Consider the following 26950-nt stretch of genomic DNA (forward strand, 5'->3'; position numbering starts at 1 on the left):
TTTTAAAAACGCCTTTTTGCATTTTTACACAAATTTTAAAATGTTAAAAATCTTGTTAATTTCAGCAAATAAGATTTTTTATTTTCTTCGAAATGGACTTTAAAAACACAGAAGATTGGTTGTTTGAAATAACTCCAAAGAATAGATTTTTCTCTCTAAATTTTAAAGAAATTTGGCAATATAGAGATTTATTGATGCTCTTTGTAAAAAGAGATATAATTACTGTTTATAAACAAACTGTTTTAGGGCCACTTTGGTACTTAATTCAGCCTTTATTTACCTCAATAACATTTACTATTATATTTAATAATGTCGCGGGAATTAAGACGGGATCTGTTCCTCCATTTTTGTTTAATCTTGCAGGAATTATGGTTTGGAATTATTTTACTGCTTGTTTAAATGGAACTTCTGATACATTTAAATCTAATGCAGGAATATTTGGAAAGGTTTATTTTCCAAGAATTATTACTCCTCTATCTATAGTGATTTCAAATTTGGTCAAATTCGGAATTCAATTTTTCATTTTTGTTATCTTTTATATTTTCTTTTATTTTCAAGGGGTTGATTTAGGGCTTAACCCAACAATATTATTTTTCCCGATATTAATTGCATTTATGGGAATTTTGGGACTTGGTTTAGGAATGCTGGTTTCGTCTATGGTTACAAAATATAGAGATTTAAATAACTTAGTAACTTTTGGGATACAGTTACTAATGTATGTATCTGCTGTAATGTACCCGATGGAATTGATAAAAGAAAAGCTCCCGAGATTAGGTTGGATTGTCCAATATAATCCATTAGCATACGTAATCGAAACTTCTCGTTATATGCTTTTAAATATTGGCAACATATCAGTTCTAGGTTTAGTATATACAATGACAGTTACATTAGTTGTTTTCTTTATTGGACTATTGGTTTTTAATAGAACAGAAAAAAGTTTTATAGATACTGTATAATGAAAGATATTATATTAAAAGCCGAAAATATTTCCAAACAATATCGTTTAGGAGAGGTTGGAACAGGAACATTAAAACATGATTTCAATCGATGGTGGCATCAAATTCGTGGGAAAGAAAATCCATATTTAAAAATTGGGGACACAAATGATCGTTCTACAAAAGGGAATTCCGATTATGTGTGGGCATTGCAAGATATTAATTTTGAAGTTGAAAGAGGAGAAGTTTTAGGAATTATTGGAAAGAATGGAGCGGGGAAATCGACACTTTTAAAAATTCTTTCTAAAGTTACAGCTCCAACAACAGGTAGTATAAAATCCCGAGGACGAATAGCTTCTTTGCTGGAGGTTGGTACGGGGTTTAATGGAGAAATGACTGGACGAGAAAACATATTTTTGAATGGAGCTATTTTAGGAATGACCAAAAAAGAAATCACTTCAAAACTTGATGAAATTATTGAGTTTTCGGGTTGCGGGCGTTATATAGATACTCCTGTAAAGAGATATAGTTCTGGTATGACGGTTCGTTTGGCATTTGCTGTTGCTGCTTTTTTAGAACCTGAAATTTTAGTAGTAGATGAAGTCTTGGCTGTCGGAGATGCTGAGTTTCAGAAAAAAGCGATTGGCAAAATGCAGGATATTTCAAGAGGAGAAGGAAGAACAGTTTTGTTTGTTAGCCATAATTTGGCGGCTGTAAAACAGTTGTGTACGAGAGGAATTGTTCTAGAACATGGATTAATAAAATTTGAAGGAGGTATTGATGAGGCGTTAGATGTTTACAATTCAAATTTAGATGATTTAGTTACAGAAGCAGCATGGTCTATTGATAAGGCTCCAGGTAATTTAAATGCTAAAATCACGTCTGTGAAATTAATGTCAGAAGATCAGCGCTTCTTAATTGAAAATGAAATTAGTGTTGAGGTGGAATATGTTAATTTATTAGAAAATCAAAAAATTAATTGTTCTATTTCAATTTTTGATGATCAAAATAATTATGTTTTGGCTTCTCCAAATTTGGAAAGAAGATTTTTAGAAAAAGGCAGATATAAAAGTACGTGTATTGTTCCAAAGGATTTTCTTAATAAAGGGAAATATTATTTTACGGTAATTTTAGTTGGAAATAATTTTGAGATAATTGCTCAATTGGATAAAATAGTCTCAGTAGATCTTGATGAAGAAGGTATACATAGAAAAGACTACTTTGGTTATTGGGGTGGAATAGTGCGTCCATATTTGAAATGGGAAAACAATAAAGTTGAATTATAGGAAATGAATTTTTTAAAACTCTTGAAAAAGAAACTTAGGAATTATTTTCTTTTGATAAAACAATTTTTCTCTAAAACAATTTTTGTTCCATATAAAGGAATAAAAAAGTATGATATACTTATTTTTGATGATATATTTCCGCATCCAATTTCTGGTTTTAGATTGGAAGAATTTACTTTCTTGCTTAATAGTTTTAGAAAATCTAAAATCGTAGTTGAGCCAACGGCATACAAGATTTTAAACACACCAGTTGAAAATCATCAGAAGCATATTCAACAATTTGAATCTCAATTTAAGTTAAAGAACAGAATAGAGCTTAGAAAAGGATTTGTTAATATTAATACGAAAATTTTTTATTGTGTATTTCTACATAACATTTCTGCAAATCTACATTGGTTAGAAAAATACAAGATACCCTTTATATTTACCTTATATCCTGGAGGAGGATTTAAATTAGAAGAAACGGTTAGTGATAGTGCTTTAAAAAGAGTATGCGCATCACCAATGTTTCGCAAAGTTATTGTAACCCAGCAAATAACTTATGATTATCTAGTGCAAAAAAAAATATGTGATCCAGAAGACATAAAGTTTATTTTCGGATGTGTTGTTCCTCAAATTTCTATGGTCAAAGATTTGTCGAATAAGAAAAGCTATCTTAAAAATAAAAAAACGTTCGATATTTGTTTTTGCGCCGCTAAATATACATCTAAGGGAGAAGATAAAGGATATGATGTTTTTATTGAATCTGCAAAGGAGATTGTTTCAAAGTATGATTTTGTTAATTTTCATATAGTGGGAGGTTTTAATGAAAAGGATATTGATGTTTCTGAAATAAAAGAGAATATAAAATTTTATGGATATCAAAATTTTGAGGTTTTAGGATCTATTTATCAAAATATGGATGTTTTAGTTTCTCCAAATAAAGCATTTAAGTTAGGAAAAGGAGGATTTGATGGATTTCCTTTAGGAACTGTAGTTGAAGCTGTTTTAAACGGAGTTGTAGTTCTAATTACTGATGAACTTAAACAAAACACTCTTTTTATTGAAAATGAGGACTTAATTATAATAGATAGTACCGCTAAATCTATTTTAGAGCACATTATTGAATTGATTGAAAATCCTGAGAAATTGTACGGCATTTCTAGAAATGGGATCCAAAAATTTAAAGAAGTCTATTCTAATAAAACTCAAATGGAACCTAGAATTGTCTTAATTAATAATGTAATAGCTGAAAATAAATGATAAATGTAACCAAAACTTTTTTCCCTCCCGTGGAAGAATATACAAAATTTATTAAGCGTGCTTGGGATAATGAATGGTTGACTAACAGAGGCGAACTTGTACTAGAGCTTGAAGAAAAAATAAAAAAGTATTTAGAGATCTCAAATATTATTATTACAAATAATGGTACTGTACCACTACAAATAGCACTCAAATTGTTAGGAAACCGTGGAGAGATTATTACAACTCCATTTAGCTATGTAGCGACAACTGCATCAATAGTATGGGAAAATTGTATTCCAGTTTTTGTAGACATCCATCCAGAATATTTTACAATCGATGAAACCAAAATAGAACATTCTATCACTCCAAAAACTACTGCAATATTAGCTACTCATGTTTTTGGAAATCCTTGCAACATCCTTGCAATTGAATCTATTGCAAAAAAGTATAACTTGAAAGTGATTTATGATGCAGCACATAGTTTTGGTGTGAAATTCAATGATAAATCAATTTTTGAATATGGAGATGTAAGTACTTGCAGTTTTCATGCTACAAAAATATTTCATACAGGAGAAGGAGGAGCAATGATAACTAAGGACCAGGATTTACATAATAAATTGTATTTTAGTCATAATTTCGGCCACAATGGCCCCTTAGAATTTTATGGTTTAGGTATTAATGGCAAAATGTCTGAATTACAGGCAGCCATGGGCCTTTCAATTCTGCCTTATATGGATGAAATTATTTCCGAAAGAAAAAGAGTGGTAGACTATTATAATACGAATTTAGATTTAGAAAAAATTCAGGTTATAAAAATAAGACCTAACACAGTATGGAATTACAGTTATTATCCTGTCGTTTTTAAATCAGAATACCAATTGCTTGAGGTTCAAAAAGCTTTAAATGATGAAGGTATTTTTCCTCGAAGATATTTTTATCCATCCTTAAATACTGTTGAGTATACAAATGGAGGTAAAATGCCAATTTCTGAAAATATCGCTTCCCGTATTGTTTGTTTGCCTCTTTATGTTGATTTATCATTAGAAAATTTAAAAAAAATTGTTTCATTAATCAATAATAATATATGTTAATTATTGGAGCTAGAGGTTTTGCTAAGGAAGTTTTAGAAATTTTAAATGAATTAAATGACATTGAAATTCTGGCACTTTATGATGATATTAATTACTATCAAAATGATATTTTGTTCGATAAATTCCCCATTTTAAAAAATCTAGAAGATGCTTCAAATTATTTTAAAACGATTGATAATAGATTTACAATCGGAATTGGAAATCCTATTTTAAGGAAGAAGCTCTACGAGGTCTTTAAAGGTTTAGGTGGAAATTTAACCTCTACAATAAGCGCAAAATCCAACATTGGTAGTTTTGATGTAAATATCGGAATAGGATCTAATATTTTATCAGGTTCGACTGTATCAAATAGTGTTACAATAGGAATTGGAGCAATATTATATTATAATTCGGTTGTAACTCATGATTGTACTGTAGGAGATTTCGTAGAGATATCTCCCGGAGCTACAATTTTAGGACGTTGTAAGATTTCAGATTATTGTCACATCGGAGCAAATTCCACCATACTCCCTGATCTCCATATCGGTAAAAATGTTATTATTGGCGCTGGAGCAGTAATTACAAGAGATATCCCAGATAATAGTTTAGTTATTGGAATTCCTGGTAAAATTAGTAAAGAATTGCCTCCAATTAATTTTTAAAATAAATTCTGATTTGAAAGTTAGTGTTTGCATGATCACTTATGGTCACGAAAAATTTATTGAAGAAGCAATAAAGGGAGTCCTTATGCAAGAAGTTGATTTTGATTTAGAATTAATTATTGCTAATGATGCCTCCCCAGATAAAACAGATGAGATTGTAATTTCAATTGTACAAAATCATCCTCGGGGTAGCTGGATAAAATATATAAAACACGAGACTAATATAGGAATGATGCAAAATTTTAAATTTTCTTTAGAATCTAGCAAAGGAAAATATATTGCAATGTGCGAGGGTGATGACTATTGGACGGATCCATTAAAACTACAAAAACAAGTAGATTTTTTAGAAGCTAATAAACAGGCTTCAGGATGTTTTCATCATGCATCCTTAATAGATGAAGAAGGAAAAATAATTAATGAAATTTATAATTCACACGTATCCGACTTAGTTCGTTACAATCAAAAGGAGTGCCTTACTATTTTAGGATCTTCTTATGCGACCTGCACGCTTCTTTTTAAAAGTGAAGTTCTTCAAGATTTGCCTAAGGTTTTGGTCCCAGTACTTTGCGATGAATTATTAGACATTGTGATAACTGAAAAAGGATTACTATATTTTTTAAATTTTAATGGAGCAAATTATCGATTCCACTCTGGAGGGATCTGGTCAGGCAGAAAAGAAGCAAAGTTTAATTTAATAATGTATAAAAGAACAGAAGCTTTATATAAATATCCTATTTACAAAAAAAGATATTCTTCTTACCTGAAAATGAAAATGTTTTTACAGGTCAAAGGATTTGTATTTTCTAATGATATTAAAACAAAAACTAGAGTACTCTATTTTTTTAAAACATTAAAAATTTTAAATTATTATAAAAAAGAAACATATTTATTTTTTATGGATTTTATAATAAGTATTCTTCAGATTAAAAAAAGATTCAGAAAACAATATGCCTAAGATTTCTATCATAACTATCAACTATAATAATGCAGACGGACTTAGAAAGACTATTGAAAGCGTTAAGGCTCAAAATTTTTCTGATCTGGAATATATCGTTATTGATGGTGGTTCGTCAGACCAAAGTGTTGAGATTATAAAAGAATATGATGGATATATAAGTAAATGGGTTTCGGAAAAAGATAATGGAATATATAACGCTCTTAATAAAGGAATCAAAATTGCAACTGGCGAATATCTACTTTTTTTAAATAGTGGAGATCATTTTTACAATAAAAACGTTCTAACAAATAATTTAGAATATATAGATATTTATGACATCATAGTTTTTGATATTCATTTTTCTGGATTTGGTAAAGATTATATTTTTAAGCATCCTGACGAATTACATTTTTCATTTTTATTTGAAGAAACATTCGCACATCAATCAGTTTTTATAAAAAGAAATTTATTTAAAAAAATAGGTTTATATGATGAAACATTAAAAATTGTTTCAGATTGGAAGTTTTTTATTAACGCAATAGCTTCAGGAGCTACTTACAAATGTGTTCATAATGTTTTGTCCTCTTTTTATTTTGGAGGAGTAAGTTCCACCGCCGAAGGTACGCGTATTAGAAAAGAAGAAAGAGAGAAGGTATTAAAAAATGAATTTTCTCTTTATTATACAGATTATTTAAGGTTACGAAATTATAATAGAACTTTGGAAACAAATAGATTCAGAATGTTAACGGAAATAGAAAAATCTAAACGAGGTAAAAAAGTTTTTTCTTTAATTCTAAGAACTTACATTTTTTTATTTTCAAAAGAAAAACTAAAAAACATTCTTAAGTAACTTTTGATGATTACAAAAAAAATACATTATTGCTGGTTTGGAAAAGAAGCAAAATCAAAGGTATTTCAGGATTGTTTAGTATCATGGAAACTACACTGCCCAGATTTTGAAATTATAATGTGGAATGAATTCAATACAACAAAATATTCTAATCCATTTTACAAAAATGCTTTAAGAAAAAAAAAGTATGCTTTCGCCGCCGATTATATCAGAGCTAAGGTTCTTCATGAACAAGGAGGTGTTTATTTGGATACTGATATTTTTTTGATAAAACCTCTTAATGATTTGCTTAAATATGATTTTTTTATTGGTGAAGAAATTGAAGGGCGTACTAATTTTGCCATATTTGGAGCTGTTCCAAATCATCGTTTTTTAAAAGAAATGATTGATTTTTATGATCGAACAGAGTTTAATGTCTTTTCATTACCAGTAATTACTCATACTTTTTGCTCATTAATTAATAGAACAAGTGTTATTGAAAACGAAATAATACTAGCGCCATCTTTTTTTTATCCACTTCCATATGAAAAAAGAATAGAAGATTATAAATCATTTATTGTGTCAGAAACTTATGCTGTCCATTTATGGGAACATTCATGGAAAAAAAGGGAGGAACCGGAATTTTTACAATTATTTAAAAATTTAATTGATGTTATCATTGATTTTATTTTTTACAATTATTCCTATTCTTATTTTAAACGTTATGGCAAAGAATTTTCAAGAAAAATTTATCATTCAATTAAACAAAAGATAAAACTTTAATGAAGGTGCTCCATATAACATTTTCCTCTAAAGGAGGTGCAGGAATAGCTGCTTTACGTTTGCATGAAGCCTTGTGTCAAGAAGGGATAGAATCAGGTTATTTGTCTACAAATCTTACTATTAATTTTAGTAATGAAAGCGTAAAAGATGATTTTTTCTCATATAGGAAACCAACATTATTAAAGAAAATAATAAATAAAATTCACAAGTATTTCATTTTTACTAATCGACAAAAAATATTTAAACATTTTCATATAATAAAAGATGAATTAAATTGTGAGATTGCTAGTCTGCCCTTTAGTGTTTATAAACTTTACGAACATCCGTTAGTAAAAGAAGCAGATATTATCAACTTACATTGGCTGGCTGGTTTAATAGATTATTCTGATTTTTTCAAGAAATGTGAAAAACCTATTGTTTGGACTTTACATGATATGAATCCATTTCAAGGATTGTTTCACTATAAAAATGATGAATTAAGAAATTTTCAAATTGCAGATAATCTTGATAGTAAGGTAAAAATAGTAAAGAAAAATGCTATAAAATCAATTAAAAAGGGAACTATAATTGTTCCTTCAAAGTGGTTATTGAATGAAGTAAAAAAAAATAATGTTTTTGACCATTTCGACATAAAAAAGATTTCGAATGGAATCAAATCTGAGAATTTTAAACGTAATAAAACTTTACTTAGAAAAAATTACAATATTGATCCAGATGAGTTTATTATGCTTTTTGTTTCTGACAGCTTGAGAAATTACAGGAAAGGATTTGACTTATTGGAAGAAGCCCTATTTTATATTCAAGACATAAAGATTACACTTTTAGTAATTGGAAAAGATAATATTCAACCTCAAAAGAATTTGAAAATTCTAGCTTTAGGAGAAATAAATTCAACATCTAAGATGGCAGATTATTATAATCTGGCAAATGTTTTTATTTTACCAAGTCGAGAAGATAATTTGCCAAATGTTATGCTTGAATCTTTTGCTTCAGGTACAGCGTTAATTGGTTTTAATGTTGGAGGAATTGCTGAACATGTTATTGATGGGGTAACTGGTGTTTTGGCGCAAGAAATAACAGGATTATCTTTGGCAAATGCTGTGAAAAAGTTTTATAATGAAAGAAAAAATTATGATGAGATAACCATACAAAAATATGCTGAGAATAATTTTAACTATAAAGAACAAGCAAGTTCTTATAAGAATGTTTATGAGAAGCTTCTATGAAAATGATATGCCATTTATGAAAAATTTGAATAATATAATAAATTCTTAAATGAGACCATTACTATCAATTATTACTATTAATTACAACAATGCAGATGGTTTAGAGAAAACTATAAAATCTGTTATTTCTCAAATTTTCTCAAATTTTGAATATATAGTTATTGATGGTGATTCAAACGATAATAGTAAAAATATTGCTAATCAATATCTTTCGAATATTGATTTTTACCAAAGTGAAAAAGATACTGGTATTTATAATGCAATGAATAAAGGAATTAGAGTATCCAAAGGAGAATATCTATTATTTTTAAACAGTGGAGATGTTTTAAATGGGGCTAATGCTCTTAGCGATTTTATAAATCATAGAGACTTCGAAGGGGATGTTATATATGGAGATTACCAATTTGAAAATGGAGAAAAAATCTTTCCAGATAAACTTAGTCCCTTGTTTTTTATTCGGACTTCTTTGCCTCATCAAAGCACTCTTTTTAAAAAGGATATTTTTGATAAGATGGGAATGTATGAGGAACATTACAGTATAGTTGCTGATAGAGCTTTTTTTATAAAATGTTTTTTAAGTAACCAATTTGTTTTTAAACATATAAACTTCTCTTTGACGATTTATGATTTATCCGGAGTCAGTAATAATTCTCTATATAAAGAAAAGCAGGAGCTAGAAAAGGAAAAAATGTTTAGAGAAAATTATGGTATATATTTCGAAGATTATAAAGAAATGATTGAGATGAGACGCCAATTGAATGAAATTAAAAAACAGACAATATCTGGGATAATTAAACGAATTTCAAATAAAGTTAAAAAAATATGCACTATCCGTTAGTAAGTGTCATTATAACCACATACAATAGAGAAACCTATTTAGAAACAGCAATAAAAAGTGTCTCGTTTCAGACTTATAGAAATTTAGAAATAATTGTTGTTGATGATGGTTCGGATATAAATTATGCAGCTCCTATTTGTGAAAAATATTCATTATGTAAATATGTGAGTAAAGAAAACGGAGGATTATCATCAGCAAGAAACTATGGAATAAATTATGCAAAAGGAGAATACATCGCTTTTCTTGATGATGATGATTTTTGGGAAAAATCAAAAATTGAAAAACAGGTAAAGGTATTACTTGAAAATTCTAAGGTTGATTGTGTTCATTCTTCAGTTAAAGTTGTAGATGAAAATGGTATTTATACAGGAAAAAATTATGGAGCATCTTTTAATAAAATAAATAAACGTTCAGGATATGTTTTTTGGAATGCATTAGGAACATGGGTTGTTAAATCACCAACTCCTTTAATTAGGAAAGAAGTTTTTCAGCCTGATTTATTATTTGACGAGAGTATTAAAGTGGGTGAAGATGTTGATTTTTATCAACGTATGTTTTACAGACACAAATTGTTTTACATTAACGAACCGTTGGCTTTCTACAGAGAATATAATGATCAGGAGCGACTTTCACTTCAGAAAGAAAAATATATTGGTATCGAAAAAAAGATGTTCGATAATTTTAAAAAAATGGGAATCAAAAATCCATTTGTATATTATCTGATTAAGATTAAACTACTAGAAAGCCATCTTAGACGATGGAATATGATACATAAAAAAAATCCGATAAAAATTAGAAAAATTGAAATTTGGATTAGAATTAATTATTTGTTTAAATTATATCTTAAGGATTAATTCATAGGGCTAAAAATCAGAAACGACGAAATTAAAAATACAATAACCTTAAATTTTTACTAAGAAATATGGGAATCAATGTAACTTAATAATTTCAGAATAAGTCTGATTAATCATATAAAGTTGACGAATCCAGTAAAGAGTATTCTTTACAAGCATATACTATTAACGATGTACGCATGCAGAATAATTTTAATTATATTGATATTCTGAAAATAGATGAGGAAGGTGCAGAAAAGAAATATTTGCATCTCAATCTTCAAATTTTGAATGTAGAGAAGGAACTAATTTTTTTCTTGAAGGATATGCTTTTACTCTTATTCGTGCATGTGAACTTACAATTTGAATAAGTAAAAATTTAATTGATAGTTGATCAATGAATATTGAAATAAATTATATTATACTAGCCCATAGATATCCAAAACAGATAAGGAGATTGATTGAGAAATTGGCAACTCCTGAATCCTGTTTTTATATACACATTGATAAAAACGTTCCAATTGATCCATTTTTAAATGAATTGTCTGATTTATCTAATGTGAGTTTTGTTACTGAAAGACGAGAAGGAATTTGGGGAGATTTAGGGATTGTTATTGCTACTCTAAATGCATTAAAACAAATAGTACAAGATGAAAAAAGTGGTTATTGTGTTCTTATGAGTGGTCAAGATTACCCAATTAAATCTAATAATGATATTCAGCGGTACTTAAAATCAAATTCCGGAAATGATTTTATTGATGTTTTTCCTTTGCCAGCAAAATATTGGTCAACAGATAGAATTATAAAATATAAGTTTAACCTATCTAGTAGAAAAGGGCATTTTATATTAATTGGTTCAGTTTTGGATTCTGATTTTTTTTCTAAAAAGAATTTTAGAAAAATATATACCCTAATTAAAGCAGGTCGATTTGATTTTAGGTTTAAAATTTTTAACAAACGAAGATATCCGAATTATATTAAACCCTATGGAGGAAGTCAATGGTGGGCTTTGACGCTAGATACAGTGAAGAAAATTATTGCTTTTGTTGATGAACATCCTGATTTTGTAGAATATCATACTTATTCATTATTGCCAGATGAAATGTTTTATCAATCAATTGTTATGCATTTAATTGAAAAAGAAAAAGGAATAACTATTATGCCACTTGTTACATATATTAATTGGGAAAAAAAAGAATGTGATTTACCAGTCACATTCACTTCATTGGATTTTGATGAGTTAATTTCACAACCTGAATCAAAACTATTTGCAAGAAAATTCGATAGTACCATCGATGAGGACATTTTAACAAAAATAGATGCCATTCATTCTCATATTTGAATAAAAATTTATTGTAAAACTGATTTATTTTCATCTAATGTAGAAACTTTTGATAAATATACTGTAAAGTATATAAAGGTTTGTAATAGAGAAATAAAGAAAAAAACATAAAATGCGAGTAGGGCTTAATCCTAATAAAGATAAACACACGAAATCAGGTGGCTTTTTCCATCAAGTGATTATTCCTGTCTATATTCCCAATAACGAGGGATATTTTAAGGACAGTTTCCAGATTCTAAAATATTGTATGGAATCTTTATTTAGTACTATACATCCTAAAACTTTTGTAACTGCAGTTAATAATGGAAGTTGTATTGAAGTAGTCGATTATTTAAATGAGTTACATCAAAGAGGGAAAATACAAGAGGTCATTCATACTAGTAATATAGGAAAAATCAATGCTGTTATAAAAGGAATTTCTGGGCATGATTTTTCTTTTATTACAGTTTCTGATTGTGATGTTTTGTTTTTAGATAATTGGCAGGTTGAGACCTACAAGGTTTTTGATGCTTTTCCAAAAACTGGGGCGGTTTGTCCAACTCCTTCTTCACGTTCTTTAAAAAATCATACTTCAAATATTTGGTTTGATTTATTTTTTTCAAAATCCCTGTTTTTTTCTAAAGTAAAAAATCCAAAGGCATTAAAAGCTTTTGCCGCTAGTATTGAAAATCCAGATTTTTACAATGAAATTCATCTAGAGAAGTATCTCACGGTTTCTAACAAAAATATTAGGGCAGTTGTCGGGGCTGGGCATTTTATTGCCACGTACAGGAAAGAAGTTTTCGAAAAAAATAATATTAAATATTCGAATTTTATGCTTGGCGGGAAGAGCGTTAGCAAATTTTTGGATGTTCCCGTAGTCCGAAAAGGAATGTGGAGATTATCAACCGAAGATAATTTTGCATATCATTTGGGAAATGTAGGAGAAAAATGGATGAGTGATACTTTGGAACAGATTGGACCAAATAATTTTTTCCCAGAGTCGCCAATTGTATTAAAAAAGAATCGATTTTCGAAAATAAGGTATTTTTTTGAAACCAAGTTATTTTTTAGAATTATTACAAGAAAAAAAATATGGTATTATTGTTTGATATTTAAAGGTTTAAGTAAAAAAGAAGCGACAAGTTATATTCAAAAATAATGGGCAGTTCTACAAAAGTAATTCTTCTTTCACAAGTCCCTCTTCCTTATTCTAAAATTGGAAGTTGGACTACGCTGTATAGAAACTATTTAGAAAAAGAGCATAAAATCGATTATATAGTTTGTCCTAAACCTAAAAATGTCTTTAAAGGTATTAAGTATAGTTTTGTCAATTTTTCTTTTTTAAATAAATTAAGAAGAAAGTTTCTAAAACAAAAAAACATTGATTTTTTAATGGCTCTTGATAAAGTAATCTCTCCAAATGAAAGATATATTATTCAAGTAATTGATAACTACGGGATGGTTAGACCTCTTGTGAATTATCTCTCATCAAAGGGAATTATTGATAAATGTTACATTCAATTCTTTTATCATGGATATTTACCTTATAGTCAAAAAGATTCAGAAAGAGATCTTTATGGAATTATTGATGAACTCATTTTATTGACTAATGATAGTTATAAAGTTCATAAAAAACAGCTTAATGTTTTGCAGAGCTATGTTTCGGTTCTTCCGAATGGTATCAATACAAATAAATTTCATAAAATATCTAATTCAGAAAAATTAATACTCAAACAACAGTTAGGGTTTGAAGGGAAAAAAGTCTTTGTATGGTGTTCTCAAGATCGTCCAAAAAAAGGATTGCATTTAATATTGGATGTGTGGCAGCAAGTCTATAGTCAGAATAAAAATTGCATTTTGGTTGTTATTGGTATTGATCCTCGCGAGGAAATGGATGATGTTTTATTTTTAGGGAAAATACCGAATGATGATCTTCCTCAATATTATCAATCGGCTGATTGTTATCTTTTCCCAACATTATGGCAAGAAGGCTTTGGACTTAGCTTAGTGGAGGCTTTACATTGTGGAGCATATTGTATAGCATCTGCAATGGGTGGAGTTCCGGAAGTATTGCAATATGGACAATTAGGTAAATTAATAGAAAAACCTAATTTTGTTTCTGAATGGAAAGATGCGATTAATGATTTTTTGAACGGAAAATTCGAAATACCAGAACTGCATCCTCAATTGTATTCAATGGAAAGTTGGAATGACGAAATGAATAAAATTATTATGACTGCTAAAAATAGACTTCAGAAAAAACAATTATAATTTATGAGAATAGAGCAATTAACCTTTACCCGATTTTTAGCAGCAATTACAATTGTTATATTTCATTATGGAAAGAAAAGCTTTTTATTTAATAATAAATATGTGGAATATATTTTTTTTAATGCGAGTGTGTTTGTAAGCTATTTTTTTATTCTGTCAGGTTTTGTTATGATAGCGGCTTATTCACATCGCTCAGAAATTTCTAGTAAAGAATACTACTTAAATAGATTTGCAAGAATTTATCCACTGTATTTTTTAGCAATCTTAATAGTTTTTATATTGCAGATACGTTTGAGAGAAATAGACCTTTTAGGTCTAGTATTAAATATTTTAATGATTCAATCTTGGGTTCCTAGCAAAATGTTGTCGATTAATCCTCCTGGCTGGTCACTATCGGTAGAACTTATTTTTTATTTGCTGTTCCCTTTTCTTTTTAACAAGTTATTTAAAAGAATAAGTTTTAAAAGTCTCGCAGTGTATATTATTTCATTTTGGATCTTGAGCCAGATAGTATACCATTTATTTTTTGATTATAAAATTGATAACAAATATCTTCTCCTAAATGGAAATCCTATAATGCATTTAAATGAATTTCTAATAGGAAATCTGGCGGGATTGTTTTTCGTTAAATATCTTAAGGATAAAAAAGCGAATTATGATTTTTTTATTTTAGTACTTTTTGGACTAGTGGCTTTGTCATTGAAATTTCCAATAGGATTGCACTTTCATAATGGTTTACTAGCAGTGTTTTTTGTTCCTCTAATCATTTTAATTTCTATTAATAATGGTTTAATTACTAAAATGTTTAAGAAAAAGGCATTTGTTTTTTTAGGTGAAATAAGTTATGGTATTTATATCTTACAACATCCCATTTATTCTCTTATAAGTGCTTATAGTGTTAATAAATATTTTAATATTTCCGATCCGACAATCGTTTTCCTTTTAAGATTGATTCTGTTGATTGTGGTTTCTGCTTTTCTATACGTTTTCGTAGAAAAACCGCTTAGAAACAGAATGAAATCCAAAAGGAATTTTTTAGAATTTACAAATGAAAATGAGAAAAGTATAAAATGTATTTAAAAGAACCTATCCTATATATAATTGCAGAAATTGGTCAAGCTCATGATGGCAGTTTAGGAATATTATATTCTTATATCGATGCTGTAGCACAAACTGGTGCCGATGCCGTAAAATTTCAGATGCATATTGCGGAAGCCGAAAGCAGCGAGTTTGAACCTTTTAGAGTTCAGTTTTCTTTAGAAGATAAGACTCGTTTTGATTATTGGAAAAGAATGGGGTTTTCATTAGAGCAATGGAAAGAAATAAAAAAATACTGTGATAAAGTTGGTCTGGATTTTATATGTTCTCCATTTAGCAATATGGCAGTTGATTGGTTGGAAGAAGTAGGAGTTAGCTGTTATAAAATTGGATCAGGAGAAGTAAATAATTTTTTGATTTTAGAAAAAATAGCTAAGACAGGAAAACCGGTAATTATATCTTCAGGAATGAGTTCATATACAGAACTGGATGCCACAGTAGCTTTTTTAAAAGAAAAAAATGTGGCTTTTTCAATTTTACAATGTATGACAGCCTATCCGACAGAACCAGAACAGTATGGTTTAAATGTCATTTCAGAATTAAAAAAACGTTATGAAGTTCCGGTAGGTTTTTCAGATCATTCTGCTAAAAAAGAAACCTGTATTGCAGCAACGGCATTAGGAGCTTCTATTTTAGAATTTCATGTAGTTTTTGATAGAGGGCTTTTTGGTCCAGATTCAAAAGCTTCATTGACGATTAACGAAACGAAAGAATTAGTACAAGCTATTAAAAATATTGCTAAATCACTGGCACATCCTGTAGATAAAAACAATGTTGATTCTGTAGCAGGTTTAAAACAAATTTTTGAAAAATCCCTAGCGATTAATAAAGATTTGCCAAAAAATCACATTTTAAAATTTGAGGATTTGGAAGCAAAGAAACCCAAAGGATATGGTATTTTGGCAAGTAATTATAAAGATGTTATTGGAAAAGTTCTTAACTCTGATATGAAACAATGGGATTTTTTAAATGAAGAAGATTTAAAATGAGTCAAAAAAGAGTAATAGCTGTCGTAGTTACAGCACGTCCATCATATAGCCGCGTTAAAACAGTCTTGGAGGCTATTAATCAGCATCCTGATTTAGAATTAAAATTAATAGTTGCGGCATCAGCACTATTAGACAGATATGGCTCTGCAGTTAATTATATTGAAAAAGATGGTTTTAAAATAGCAGCAAAGGTTTTTAATGTTCTTGAAGGAGAAAATTTGGCAGCTGCGGCTAAAACAACAGGGATTGGAATTTTAGAATTATCTAGTGTCTTTGATAATTTGAAACCTGATATTGTGGTTACTGTGGCAGATAGATTCGAAACTATGGCAACTGCAATTGCAGCTTCTTATATGAATATTCCTTTGGCGCACATTCAAGGAGGTGAAGTAACGGGCAACATAGATGAAAAAGTACGCCATGCCATCACTAAACTGGCAGATTACCATTTTGTAGCTTCTGAAAGTGCAAAAGAAAGAGTTATAAAGTTGGGCGAAGATTCGAAAATGGTTTTCAATACAGGGTGTCCTTCAATAGATTTGGCTTCAGATATATTAAATAGTAAACAACTTTCATTTGATCCTTATGAAAAATACGGAGGAGTAGGAGCGAGACCTGATTTAGCAAAAGGATATTTGGTTGTAATGCAGCATCCTGTAACCAATGAGTATAAAGATTCTAGAAAACATATAGAAGTAACCCTTGAAGCAATCTATAAATTGAACAAAACTACTCTCTGGTTTTGGCCAAATGTAGATGCTGGAGCAGATGGAACTTCTACAGGAATTAGAGCTTTTAGAGAACAGCACCAGTTGCCAAATGTGCATTTCTTTAAGAATATGGAAGGGAAAGATTTTCTAGAGTTATTAATGCATAGTGATTGTTTAATCGGGAATTCTAGTGTAGGAATACGTGAATGTGCATTTTTAGGAATACCAGTTGTGAATATTGGTTCCCGACAAAATAGAAGAGACCGCGGAGGGAATAGTGTTGACGTTAATTATTCGCAACAAGAAATTGAAGAAGCTATAATTACGGCTGTTCAAAAAGGATCAACATCACCATCTTTTATTTATGGAAATGGAAGTGCAGGAAAAAAAATTGCTGATTTATTAGCTGATGTACCTTTACAATTTCATAAAACTATTGTATACTGATATGAAAATTTTAGCAATTATTCCAGCCCGAGGAGGATCTAAAGGTGTACCTGGTAAGAACATCAAATTATTGGGTGGTAAACCCCTGTTAGCTTATACTTCTGAGATTACTTTAAAATCAAAATATTTAACAAATGTTATTGTTTCAACTGATGACGAACGAATTGTTGAAGTTGCAGAAAAATTAGGAATCGAAGTGCCGTTTATAAGACCAGCACTATTGGCGGCAGACGATACTCCAACCGTTGAGGTTATCATACATGCATTGAAATGGTATAAAGAGCGGTCCATTTTTTTTGATGCTGTTTGTATTTTACAAGCTACTTGCCCTTTTAGAACCGTTGATTTTTTAGATCAAGCGATTGAAAAATTTATTGAAAAAAATACAGATTCTCTAGTTTCAGTTCTAAAGGTTCCACATGTTTATAATCCACATTGGACATTTAAAATTGATGAAGAAGGGAATCTTAAGAATGCAGCTGGAGATAATGAAATTATTACCAGAAGACAAGAATTGCCTATAGCTTACCATAGAGATGGAAGCATTTATATAACAAAGTCAGAAGTTCTTTTGCAACAACACTCTTTGTATGGAAAAAGTACAGCTTTTATCGAATCAGATCCAGAATTTTATGTAAATATTGATACAATAGATGATTGGAAAAAGGCAGAAGAAATTACCAGCCATAAATTGAAATAGTTATTTTACAAAGTTTAATTCATTTATAAAACAAGGAAATTTAAGTTTAAAGAATTATCCTTTTCTTTGCGCTTTCTAAAACAATATTTTTTAGTCCCTTATGTTTTTTAACTCTATAGCTTTTGCTATTTTTCTGCCAATAGTATTCTTTTTGTATTGGTTTGTTTTTAATAAAAACAAAAGCACACAAAATGCTTTGTTAATTATTGCCAGTTATTATTTCTATTCTTGCTGGGATTGGAGATTTCTCTTTTTGTTAGTTTTTTCAACCTTTCTAGATTATTACACAGGAATTCAGATAGAAAAAGGCAAATCAGAAAAAAGCAGGAAATTTTGGTTTTGGCTGAGTATTTTGGTAAATCTTGGTTTTTTAGGATTATTTAAATACTATAATTTCTTTGCCTCTTCGTTTGCCGAATTATTGACTTCAGCAGGATTTAAAGCAAGTCCAATTTTACTGAATGTTATTCTTCCAGTCGGAATTTCATTTTATACTTTTCACGGTCTATCCTATGTAATTGATATTTATTATAAACGTATAAAAGCCGAATACAATTTTGTAGATTATTCCCTATTTGTTAGTTATTTCCCCCTTTTAGTTGCTGGGCCAATAGAAAGAGCAACACATTTATTACCGCAAGTAAAAGTTAAAAGAGAATTTAATTTTCAAACTGCAAAAGAAGGAGTTTATCAAATAGTTTGGGGATTAGTAAAAAAAGTTGTTATAGCAGATACCTGCGCACCTTATGCTAATGCCATTTTTGATAACTATACTTCAATGAATTCTTTCTCGCTTATATTGGGAGCAATTTACTTTGCTTTTCAGATTTATGGAGATTTTTCTGGATATTCAGATATTGCTTTAGGAGTTTCAAAATTGTTTGGATTAGATCTATTGCGAAACTTTAATTATCCCTATTTTTCAAGAGACATAGCCGAGTTTTGGCGCCGCTGGCATATTTCACTTTCATCATGGTTTCGAGACTATTTGTATATACCATTGGGAGGAAGCAAAGGCGGATTATGGATGAAAATTAGAAATACCTTTATCATTTTTGTAGTCAGTGGTTTTTGGCATGGAGCCAATTGGACTTATATTGCCTGGGGATTTATAAATGCTGTCTACTTTTTGCCATTACTTTTATCAAACAGCAATCGAAATAATATGGATGCAATTCAGTTGAAATTTAATTTTGATTCGATTAAGGTGTTTAGCAGTATATTATATACATTTCTTTTAACCTGCATAGCATGGGTTTTCTTTAGAGCTAGAACAATAACCGATGCAATTTTGTATTTAAAACGTATTGTAACCAATAAAGACTTTAGTTTTCAGTACCTCGACAATGAACGTTACAGTTATGAATTATTGTTAATGATTGGAGTATTTGTTTTGATAGAATGGAATAATCGTACTAAAGTAGAACCGCTTTCAGGAAAAATGAGCATGTTGAAAACCGCTTTAGCAATTTTAGCAATAATGGCGTTTGGGACTTTTTCGGATTATAAAGAATTTATATACTTTCAATTCTAATGAAGAGGTTTTTGATTTACATCGTAAAGATTTTTTTAATAACAGTATTAATAGCATTTATATTAGATGGATTATATACTTATATTTTTTTGCAATCTCATAATAGAGGGAAAATAGAACAAGTTTTTAATTCCAATGCACAAAAGTATGATGTTGTTATTCTAGGTTCTTCAAGAGCCAACAATCATTTTGTTCCTCAAATATTTGAAAAGAGAGGATTAAAAACATTTAATTATGGAATGAGTGGAGGTCATTTATTTGAAGCTTCTTTGATGCTAAAATTAATGATTGAAAGAAAATATGAAATTAAGAATGTTATTCTAGAAGCCGATTTAAATTTGTCAAATGATCATCAATCAGAAGGTGTTTCTGCGAAGTTTCTTCCTTATATTCATAATTCAGAAATTATAAAGAATCATTTTTTTAACGAAAAGGATTTTAATGAATTGTATTATATTCCGTTTTACAGGTACATAAAATATGACAATAAAATTGGATTTAGAGAAGTTTGTAAAATAATAAGAGATGACAAAACAAATAGTTTAGACAATTCAGGTTATTATCCTTTACAGAAGCATAAAAATGGCAATATGAAAAACAATATTGTCAATCTTAATCCTTTAAAACACAATAAATATTACGAAGAAATAGAAAAACTTTGTAAAATACATAACATCAATTTTATTGCGATAATGACACCAATGTGTGAAAATGTGAAAGGGATGAATTATTTCGAAAAAGTACAAAAACTATATCCTGAAATTTATAATTATGAGAATGTAGTAAAGGAAGATAAATACTTTTCTTCTTGCGGACATATGAATGATGCTGGAGCGAAAATTTTTACCGCAAAAATTGTAACAGATTTTTTTAAGAAATAATGAAAAAGGAAAAGCTGTTATTACTGTTTCCAGATGGAGTAGGAATTAGAAATTATCTCTATTCAAATACGTTTCAGGATTTGGATAAGGATTTAGTCCTATTTCATAATTTTGACTTGGAAACAATAAAAGAAATCGGGAAAAATACCGTAATAGACGAAGACATTTCGATTCCTGAATACAAAGAATCTAAAAAAGAAAAATTTCTGCGTGAATTAATCTGTCTTTCGAGATTATATTACAATAATTCGATAGTTAATAATCCAACACTATTAACCAACTGGAATCGGAATCATAAAGCGATATCCAAAAAAGTATTTTATAAATTCATTGAATTCTTAGCGCTGCGATTTAAAAAATATTCCAGTATTTTAAAATTAGAAAAAAAATATCAGGAAGCGCTACGTGAAAATGATTTTTATAAAGAAGTCAAAAGTATTTTAAAAGAAGTACAGCCTTCTCTTCTATTTTGTTCTCATCAACGAGCTTTAAAAGCGGCAACTATTTTTAGGGCTGCTGCCGATTTAGGAATTCCTACCGCAACAGTAATTTATTCATGGGATAATCTTCCTAAAGCACGTTTGGCACTACAGGCAGACAATTATTTTTTATGGTCAGAACACATGAAAAAAGAGCTAAATTTCTTTTATCCTGAAATTCAAGAAGAAAATATTCATGTCACAGGAACTCCTCAGTTTGAATTTTATAATCAAGAGGAGAATATATTAGAGAGAGATTTTTTTTATAGAAATTATAATCTGGATCAAAATAAAAAAATAATTTGCTTCTCCGGTGATGACGTAAAGACATCTCCTGATGATCCAGATTATTTGAAAGATATTGCACAAGAAATTGTTAGTGCAGGTTTACAAGACCAATATCAAATATTATTTAGAAGATGCCCTGTTGATTTCTCGGGAAGATATTATAAAGTTGTTGAAGAATTTAGAGATCTTATTAAAGAAGCTCCTCCATTATGGTATTTTAGCAAATCCAAAGAATGGAGTGCCGTTTATCCAACTATAGATGATGTTAAATTATTAGTAAGCACTGCATTTTATTCAGATATAGTAGTGAATGTTGGATCTACAATGGCTTTTGATTTTGGAAAGTTTGATAAACCTTGTGTTTTTATTAATTATGATCAAAATAATAAAAAGAACGAGAACTGGTCTGTGAATACTATTTATCAATTTCAGCATTTTAGAAGCATGCCAAATCCAAATGCAGTTATATGGCTGAATAGCAGAGAAGAAATTATTGATAAAATCATTTATAAAAAAGGCTGGAAATCCATGGAAAGTTTGAAGCAATGGTCAAATGAGGTTATAGGATCAGAACATGTAAGGGCTTCAAAGAATATTTCAGAGTTATTAAAGAAACTCATCAAAAAAGAATAACATGATTAAGATTTCCAAGAAGTCTTGAAGTCCTATTGAAGATTTAAAAAAAAATACTTTTAAATGCACATCTGTTTTTTAACAAATGAATATCCCAAAAAAGGTTTTCCTCATGGAGGAATCGGTACTTTTGTCAAAACGATGGCCGAAGAACTGGTTAAAAATGATGTAAAAGTATCTGTTGTTGGAATTAATTATACTTCAGATGATGAAATAGAAGCTCTAAATGGTGTAGATATTTATCGATTAAAAAAGAATAATGTAAAAGGATTTTCTTGGTATTTAAATTTTAAAGCGATCAATCTAAAAATTCGAGAAATTCATAAACAAGATCCAATTCAGATTATAGAAGCTTCTGAACTTGGTCTTGCGTTTCTTTCTAAAATAAAAGAGATTAAATACATTATAAGGCTTCACGGTGGTCACCATTTTTTCGCAGAAAGTGAAAAAAGAAAAATAAATAAATGGAAAGGATTTCAAGAAAAAAGATCTTTTAAAAAAGCCGACGGATTTATTGCAGTTTCACATTATGTCAAAAATCATACAGAGAAATATTTGAGCTATCATAATAAACCAATAGCCTATATAAGTAATCCAATCGATACAGATTTCTTTAAACCAATAGCCAATCATAGTGCAGGAAACAAGATCGTATTTGCAGGAACAGTATGCGAAAAGAAAGGTATAAGGCAGCTAATACAAGCTTTCCCATTTGTTAAAAAAGAGTTTTCAGATGCAACTCTTGAAATTTATGGCAGAGATTGGTTTTTTCCAGATGGAAGTTCCTATATTAAAATGCTTGAAGAAAAAGAATTACCACAATTGGGAGAAATAGTTAAAGATATTCATTTTCATGGAGCTATTCCTTATCAAGATATACCAAAAGCATATTCTGAAGCTTCAGTATGTGTATTTCCATCTCACATGGAAACACAGGGCTTAGTCGCTCCTGAGGCTATGGCTATGGAAAAACCTGTTGTTTTTACAAAATATGGTCCAGGGCCAGAAGCAGTAAAAGATTATGAGACAGGATTGTTATGCGATCCTTATATGCCTCAAGATATCGCTGAAAAGATTATTTGGGTTTTATCAAATAGCAAGAAAACAGAAGAGATGGGCAGAAAGGCACGACATGATGTTCTCGAAAAGTATGGACTTACTACCATTCTTTATAAGAATATTGACTTTTATAACCGTTTTTTGTGAAATATTGTATTTTTTTAAAGTCAATAAGAGTTTGCTTTAAGTATGATTGTAAATAATTAAAGCAGTTTTACAGCACTTATATTAGAATGAAAAAATATCTTGAAATGGAACGGAATAATTTTATATAGAGTAATTTGAATTTGCTCTCCAAAAAATTATATTAAAATGATATTAGCTATTACGAAAATATAGAGTTTAATGAAATTCGCTATAATTACACATGTTATTCATCTCAAAAGCGATAGCCGGTTTTTCGGTTATGCACCTTATGTTCGCGAAATGAATATTTGGTCTAAATATGTAGACCAATTAGTGATAGTAGCACCATTAGTAAAAAATAAACCAACCGAAATAGACATTCCTTACAATAAGGCTGAAATTGATTTTGTAAAGTTGCCAGATTTTAACCTTACAAGTTTTAAGAATATTATATTTTCCATTTTTAAAATTCCAATCATCCTTTGGAGAATATTTTGGGTAATGAAGAATGCTGATCACATTCATTTAAGGTGTCCAGGAAATATGGGATTGTTAGGATGTATAGTTCAAATCCTTTTTCCTTCTAAGCAAAAAACTGCAAAATATGCTGGTAATTGGGATCCGAGAAGTAAACAGCCCTTAACATATCGTATACAAAAATGGATTTTAAGTAATACATTTTTAACTCGAAACATGCAGGTTTTGGTTTATGGTGAATGGGAAAATCAGTCTAGAAATATTAAATCTTTTTTTACGGCAACATATCATGAGTCTGAAAAAGAAATTATTGCTAAAAATAGTGTAGATGTTGAAACTAATTTCATCTTTGTTGGAAGTTTAGTTCTTGGAAAAAATCCAATGTATGCTGTGAGAATTATTGAAGAATTAGTAAAAAATGGTAAGAAAGCGGTACTTCATATTTTTGGCGAAGGAATTGAACGAAAAAATATAGAAGCCTATATAAAAAATAATAAACTTGAAAATTTTGTTTTTTTACATGGAAATCAAAATAAAGAAACTGTAAAACAATTTTATAAAAAAAGTCATTTTGTTATTCTGCCTTCTAAAAGTGAAGGCTGGCCAAAAGCTGTTGCAGAGGGAATGTTTTGGGGATGTGTTCCAATCGCAACTAAAGTTTCAAGTGTTCCTTTTATGCTTGATTATGGAAAGAGAGGAATTTTATTAGAGATGGATCTGGAAAAGGATTCAAGTAGAATTATAGATCTTATTTCGAATCAAAATTCTTTCAAGGAAATGAGCACACAGTCTTTAGAATGGTCACATAATTTTACAATTGATAGATTTGAAAACGAAATAGAAAAATTGTTTATCAGATGAGAGTTCTTCAACTAATAGATTCTTTAGAACCAGGAGGTGCTGAACGAATGGCTGTAAATTATGCTAATGCGTTGTCGAGGAAAATTGAATTCTCTGGTCTGGTTTCTACAAGAAAAAAGGGAAGACTTTTAGATTTAATAGACCCTAAAGTTTCTTTTTTGTTTCTGAAAAAAACGAAAAAAATTGACTTGAATTCGATTCTACGATTAAAGAAATATGCAATTAGTAACAATATAAATGTTATTCATGCTCACAGCTCTTCTTTTTTTACAGCAATACTTCTAAAATTGATTTTGCCCAAAATTATGATTATTTGGCATGACCATTATGGAATTTCTCAAGACTTATCAGCAAGAAAAAATGTAAGTTTGAGAATAGGTTCACTTTTTTTTGCAGGAGTAATCTCTGTAAATTTATTTTTAAAGAGATGGGCAGAGAGTTATTTATTTTGCTCTAATGTTACCTATTTGCCAAATTTTATTGAGAAATCCCAAGATGTTTGTAAAAATTTGAACTTAAAAGGTAATATAGGCAAGAGAATTGTTTGTGTGGCAAACTTGCGTCAGCAAAAAAATCATGAGTTATTAATTGATGCCGCAAGTTTTATAAAGAAAAAATATCCAGATTGGACTTTTCATTTGTTCGGGAAAGATTTTAATGATGAATATTCCGAAAGAATCAAAAAAAGTATAGTAGATTTAGAGTTAGAAGAAACGATTTTCTTCTATGGAACAATCAATAATATCTCATCAGCTCTTAAGCAATCGAATATTGCTGTGTTGCCCTCATTGTCAGAAGGACTTCCTTTGGCAATTTTAGAATATGGGGAGCACAAGCTTCCTGTTGTAAGCACAAATGTGGGGCAGATTTCAAATGTAATTACTTCAGAAAAAGAAGGAATTGTTATAGAGTCAAATAATCTAAAGCAATTAATAGAAGCAATTGAAAAACTTATTTTGAACGAAAAGCTTAGAGAAAATTTAGGGCAAGCATTATATGATAAGGTTAAGTCATATAGTGAAGAAAAAGTTATTGAAGACTATTTGATATGGCTGAATTCTTTTGCATCACCTGCTTTAAAAAAGAAAAAAGAAAATGGAAAATAAATCAACATCATACACCTATCTTATTTTTCTTCACGTTATAATAGGAGTAATAGTGTTTGCAATACCATTATTGTCAAAAATCTACGCTCTTATAATTCCTGTAGTTGGTTTTTATTTAGTTATTCGTAATAAAAATAGTAACCATGAAGTAATATTAGTATCGGCTTATTTAGTAGGTGTTGAGGTTTTTTTGAGGATGACGGGAGGAAATTTAAATAATGAATATATAAAATTGTGTGTCATTATCTTTATGATTATAGGAATGCTGTACAAGAATTTTGCAATGGGCTCATTAATTTATGGCTTGTTCCTGCTCTTATTGATTCCAGGTATTTTGGTAGCAAGAGAAATCGCAGAAGTTAATTTTGATACTGATTTAAAAAAAGCTATAATGTTTAACTTGTCTGGACCAGTTTGTTTAGGAATTGCTTCTCTATATATGTATAAAAGAAGAATTTTATTTACAGATCTACAAAAGATTCTAAAGGTAATGGGGTTGCCAATAATTTCAACTGTAGTATATCTTTTTCTTTTTAATCCAAGTATTAAAGACGTGGTTACAGGAACCCAATCTAATTTTGAAACTTCAGGAGGTTTTGGTCCTAATCAGGTTTCTACAATTTTAGGACTCGGAATGTTTGTGTTTTTTTCTCAATTAGTTCTTTTTTCAAAATCTAAAGGAATGATTTTTCTTAATGGAATTCTCTTTGTTTTTATAACTTATCGAGGACTTGCGACTTTTTCTAGAGGTGGGATAATTACGGGTGTAGCAATGATTGTATGTTTAATAATGATCCTTTATTTATTCTCCAATGCTATGGGAAAAGCCAAAGTTAGCATAGTGATAGCTTTGTCATTTTTTGCTGGACTTGCAATTTGGGGATATACTTCTATGCAGACTAGGGGATTAATTGAAAAAAGATATGCTAATAAAGACGCAAGAGGAAGAGAGAAAAAAGATCGATTGGGAGGTAGAGAAGCTATTATGGATGCAGATTATGAATTGTTTTTGGAAAATCCTATTATGGGAATTGGAGTTGGTATTGGAAAGGAATTACGAAAAGAATCTCTAGGGCAAGAAGTTGCTTCTCATAATGAAATTACAAGAATGATTAGTGAACATGGTTTGTTTGGAATTTTTGGTCTTTTTATACTTTTTTTGACTCCTTTCACACTATACATCAATAATCGACAGCACTTGTATTTTTTATCTTTCTTTGTTTTTTGGATGCTTACAATAAATCATGCGGCAATGCGAATAGCAGCGCCAGCATTTATTTATAGTTTATCTCTTCTTTCTGTTCAGATAAAAAATCCTGAAAAAACAGAATCTCCTCATTAGGT

Annotated in this window: 25 protein-coding genes; all 25 read left to right on the forward strand. The window is 29.5% G+C overall.

Annotated features, from left to right (window positions below; all coding sequences use genetic code 11):
* Positions 1 to 92: 92 nt before the first annotated feature.
* The 25 genes from GSY47_RS20195 (at position 93) to GSY47_RS20315 (ending at position 26948) form a co-directional block, all read left to right on the forward strand.
* On the forward strand, positions 93 to 956 hold the full coding sequence (locus GSY47_RS20195; RefSeq protein WP_179007746.1) for an ABC transporter permease: 864 nt from the start codon (positions 93 to 95) through the stop codon (positions 954 to 956).
* Positions 956 to 2221, forward strand: a complete 1266-nt coding sequence (locus GSY47_RS20200; protein ID WP_179007758.1) for an ABC transporter ATP-binding protein — start codon at positions 956 to 958, stop codon at positions 2219 to 2221. Before GSY47_RS20195 ends, GSY47_RS20200 begins: the two co-directional genes overlap by 1 nt.
* Positions 2222 to 2242: 21 nt before the next feature.
* A complete protein-coding gene (locus tag GSY47_RS20205) occupies positions 2243 to 3463 on the forward strand; it encodes a glycosyltransferase family 4 protein (protein ID WP_246611364.1) in 1221 nt (406 codons plus the stop codon).
* Positions 3460 to 4536 carry a DegT/DnrJ/EryC1/StrS family aminotransferase gene (locus GSY47_RS20210; protein ID WP_179007762.1) on the forward strand — a complete coding sequence of 359 codons (1077 nt, stop codon included), beginning with the start codon at positions 3460 to 3462 and terminating at the stop codon, positions 4534 to 4536. Before GSY47_RS20205 ends, GSY47_RS20210 begins: the two co-directional genes overlap by 4 nt.
* Complete coding sequence (locus GSY47_RS20215; RefSeq protein WP_179007764.1) at positions 4530 to 5177, forward strand: acetyltransferase; 648 nt, start codon at positions 4530 to 4532, stop codon at positions 5175 to 5177. Before GSY47_RS20210 ends, GSY47_RS20215 begins: the two co-directional genes overlap by 7 nt.
* Before the next feature lie 13 nt (positions 5178 to 5190).
* Complete coding sequence (locus GSY47_RS20220) at positions 5191 to 6132, forward strand: glycosyltransferase family 2 protein (RefSeq protein WP_179007766.1); 942 nt, start codon at positions 5191 to 5193, stop codon at positions 6130 to 6132.
* Positions 6125 to 6964 (forward strand): glycosyltransferase family 2 protein, encoded by an 840-nt coding sequence (locus tag GSY47_RS20225; RefSeq protein WP_179007768.1) that lies wholly within the window; start codon positions 6125 to 6127, stop codon positions 6962 to 6964. The genes GSY47_RS20220 and GSY47_RS20225 overlap by 8 nt, the downstream gene beginning before the upstream one ends.
* Before the next feature lie 6 nt (positions 6965 to 6970).
* Complete coding sequence (locus GSY47_RS20230; protein WP_179007770.1) at positions 6971 to 7726, forward strand: glycosyltransferase; 756 nt, start codon at positions 6971 to 6973, stop codon at positions 7724 to 7726.
* 5 nt (positions 7727 to 7731) lie between these two features.
* Positions 7732 to 8952 (forward strand): glycosyltransferase, encoded by a 1221-nt coding sequence (locus tag GSY47_RS26390; protein WP_179007772.1) that lies wholly within the window; start codon positions 7732 to 7734, stop codon positions 8950 to 8952.
* 49 nt (positions 8953 to 9001) lie between these two features.
* Positions 9002 to 9790, forward strand: a complete 789-nt coding sequence (locus GSY47_RS20240) for a glycosyltransferase family 2 protein (protein WP_179007774.1) — start codon at positions 9002 to 9004, stop codon at positions 9788 to 9790.
* Positions 9775 to 10644 (forward strand): glycosyltransferase family 2 protein, encoded by an 870-nt coding sequence (locus GSY47_RS20245; RefSeq protein WP_179007776.1) that lies wholly within the window; start codon positions 9775 to 9777, stop codon positions 10642 to 10644. Before GSY47_RS20240 ends, GSY47_RS20245 begins: the two co-directional genes overlap by 16 nt.
* A 376-nt stretch (positions 10645 to 11020) precedes the next feature.
* Complete coding sequence (locus GSY47_RS20250; protein ID WP_219071518.1) at positions 11021 to 11965, forward strand: beta-1,6-N-acetylglucosaminyltransferase; 945 nt, start codon at positions 11021 to 11023, stop codon at positions 11963 to 11965.
* A gap of 112 nt (positions 11966 to 12077) precedes the next feature.
* Entirely contained in the window at positions 12078 to 13106 is a 1029-nt protein-coding gene (locus tag GSY47_RS20255) for a glycosyltransferase family A protein (RefSeq protein WP_179007780.1), read from the forward strand.
* The gene (locus GSY47_RS20260) at positions 13106 to 14218 is read left to right on the forward strand and encodes a glycosyltransferase family 4 protein (protein WP_179007782.1); all 1113 of its coding nucleotides are present in this window, start codon (positions 13106 to 13108) and stop codon (positions 14216 to 14218) included. The genes GSY47_RS20255 and GSY47_RS20260 overlap by 1 nt, the downstream gene beginning before the upstream one ends.
* Positions 14219 to 14221: 3 nt before the next feature.
* Positions 14222 to 15298, forward strand: coding sequence for an acyltransferase family protein (locus GSY47_RS20265; protein WP_179007784.1), 1077 nt, complete (start codon positions 14222 to 14224; stop codon positions 15296 to 15298).
* Positions 15289 to 16305 (forward strand): N-acetylneuraminate synthase family protein, encoded by a 1017-nt coding sequence (locus GSY47_RS20270; RefSeq protein WP_179007786.1) that lies wholly within the window; start codon positions 15289 to 15291, stop codon positions 16303 to 16305. Before GSY47_RS20265 ends, GSY47_RS20270 begins: the two co-directional genes overlap by 10 nt.
* Positions 16302 to 17462, forward strand: a complete 1161-nt coding sequence (neuC, locus tag GSY47_RS20275; protein ID WP_179007788.1) for a UDP-N-acetylglucosamine 2-epimerase — start codon at positions 16302 to 16304, stop codon at positions 17460 to 17462. Before GSY47_RS20270 ends, neuC begins: the two co-directional genes overlap by 4 nt.
* A 1-nt stretch (position 17463) precedes the next feature.
* Positions 17464 to 18162 carry an acylneuraminate cytidylyltransferase family protein gene (locus GSY47_RS20280; protein WP_179007789.1) on the forward strand — a complete coding sequence of 233 codons (699 nt, stop codon included), beginning with the start codon at positions 17464 to 17466 and terminating at the stop codon, positions 18160 to 18162.
* Between the two features lie 100 nt (positions 18163 to 18262).
* Positions 18263 to 19696 carry an MBOAT family O-acyltransferase gene (locus tag GSY47_RS20285; RefSeq protein WP_179007792.1) on the forward strand — a complete coding sequence of 478 codons (1434 nt, stop codon included), beginning with the start codon at positions 18263 to 18265 and terminating at the stop codon, positions 19694 to 19696.
* Positions 19696 to 20577: a hypothetical protein gene (locus GSY47_RS20290; RefSeq protein WP_179007794.1), complete on the forward strand. Its 882-nt coding sequence runs from the start codon at positions 19696 to 19698 to the stop codon at positions 20575 to 20577. Before GSY47_RS20285 ends, GSY47_RS20290 begins: the two co-directional genes overlap by 1 nt.
* Positions 20577 to 21977 (forward strand): glycosyltransferase family protein, encoded by a 1401-nt coding sequence (locus GSY47_RS20295; RefSeq protein ID WP_179007796.1) that lies wholly within the window; start codon positions 20577 to 20579, stop codon positions 21975 to 21977. Before GSY47_RS20290 ends, GSY47_RS20295 begins: the two co-directional genes overlap by 1 nt.
* A 63-nt stretch (positions 21978 to 22040) precedes the next feature.
* On the forward strand, positions 22041 to 23183 hold the full coding sequence (locus GSY47_RS20300) for a glycosyltransferase family 4 protein (RefSeq protein ID WP_179007798.1): 1143 nt from the start codon (positions 22041 to 22043) through the stop codon (positions 23181 to 23183).
* Between the two features lie 198 nt (positions 23184 to 23381).
* Positions 23382 to 24500 carry a glycosyltransferase gene (locus GSY47_RS20305; protein WP_179007800.1) on the forward strand — a complete coding sequence of 373 codons (1119 nt, stop codon included), beginning with the start codon at positions 23382 to 23384 and terminating at the stop codon, positions 24498 to 24500.
* Positions 24497 to 25606, forward strand: coding sequence for a glycosyltransferase family 4 protein (locus GSY47_RS20310; RefSeq protein ID WP_179007802.1), 1110 nt, complete (start codon positions 24497 to 24499; stop codon positions 25604 to 25606). The genes GSY47_RS20305 and GSY47_RS20310 overlap by 4 nt, the downstream gene beginning before the upstream one ends.
* On the forward strand, positions 25596 to 26948 hold the full coding sequence (locus tag GSY47_RS20315; protein WP_179007804.1) for an O-antigen ligase family protein: 1353 nt from the start codon (positions 25596 to 25598) through the stop codon (positions 26946 to 26948). The genes GSY47_RS20310 and GSY47_RS20315 overlap by 11 nt, the downstream gene beginning before the upstream one ends.
* Positions 26949 to 26950: the final 2 nt, after the last annotated feature.

The sequence above is a fragment of the Flavobacterium quisquiliarum genome, assembly GCF_019308285.1.
Classification (GTDB): Bacteria; Bacteroidota; Bacteroidia; order Flavobacteriales; family Flavobacteriaceae; genus Flavobacterium; species Flavobacterium quisquiliarum.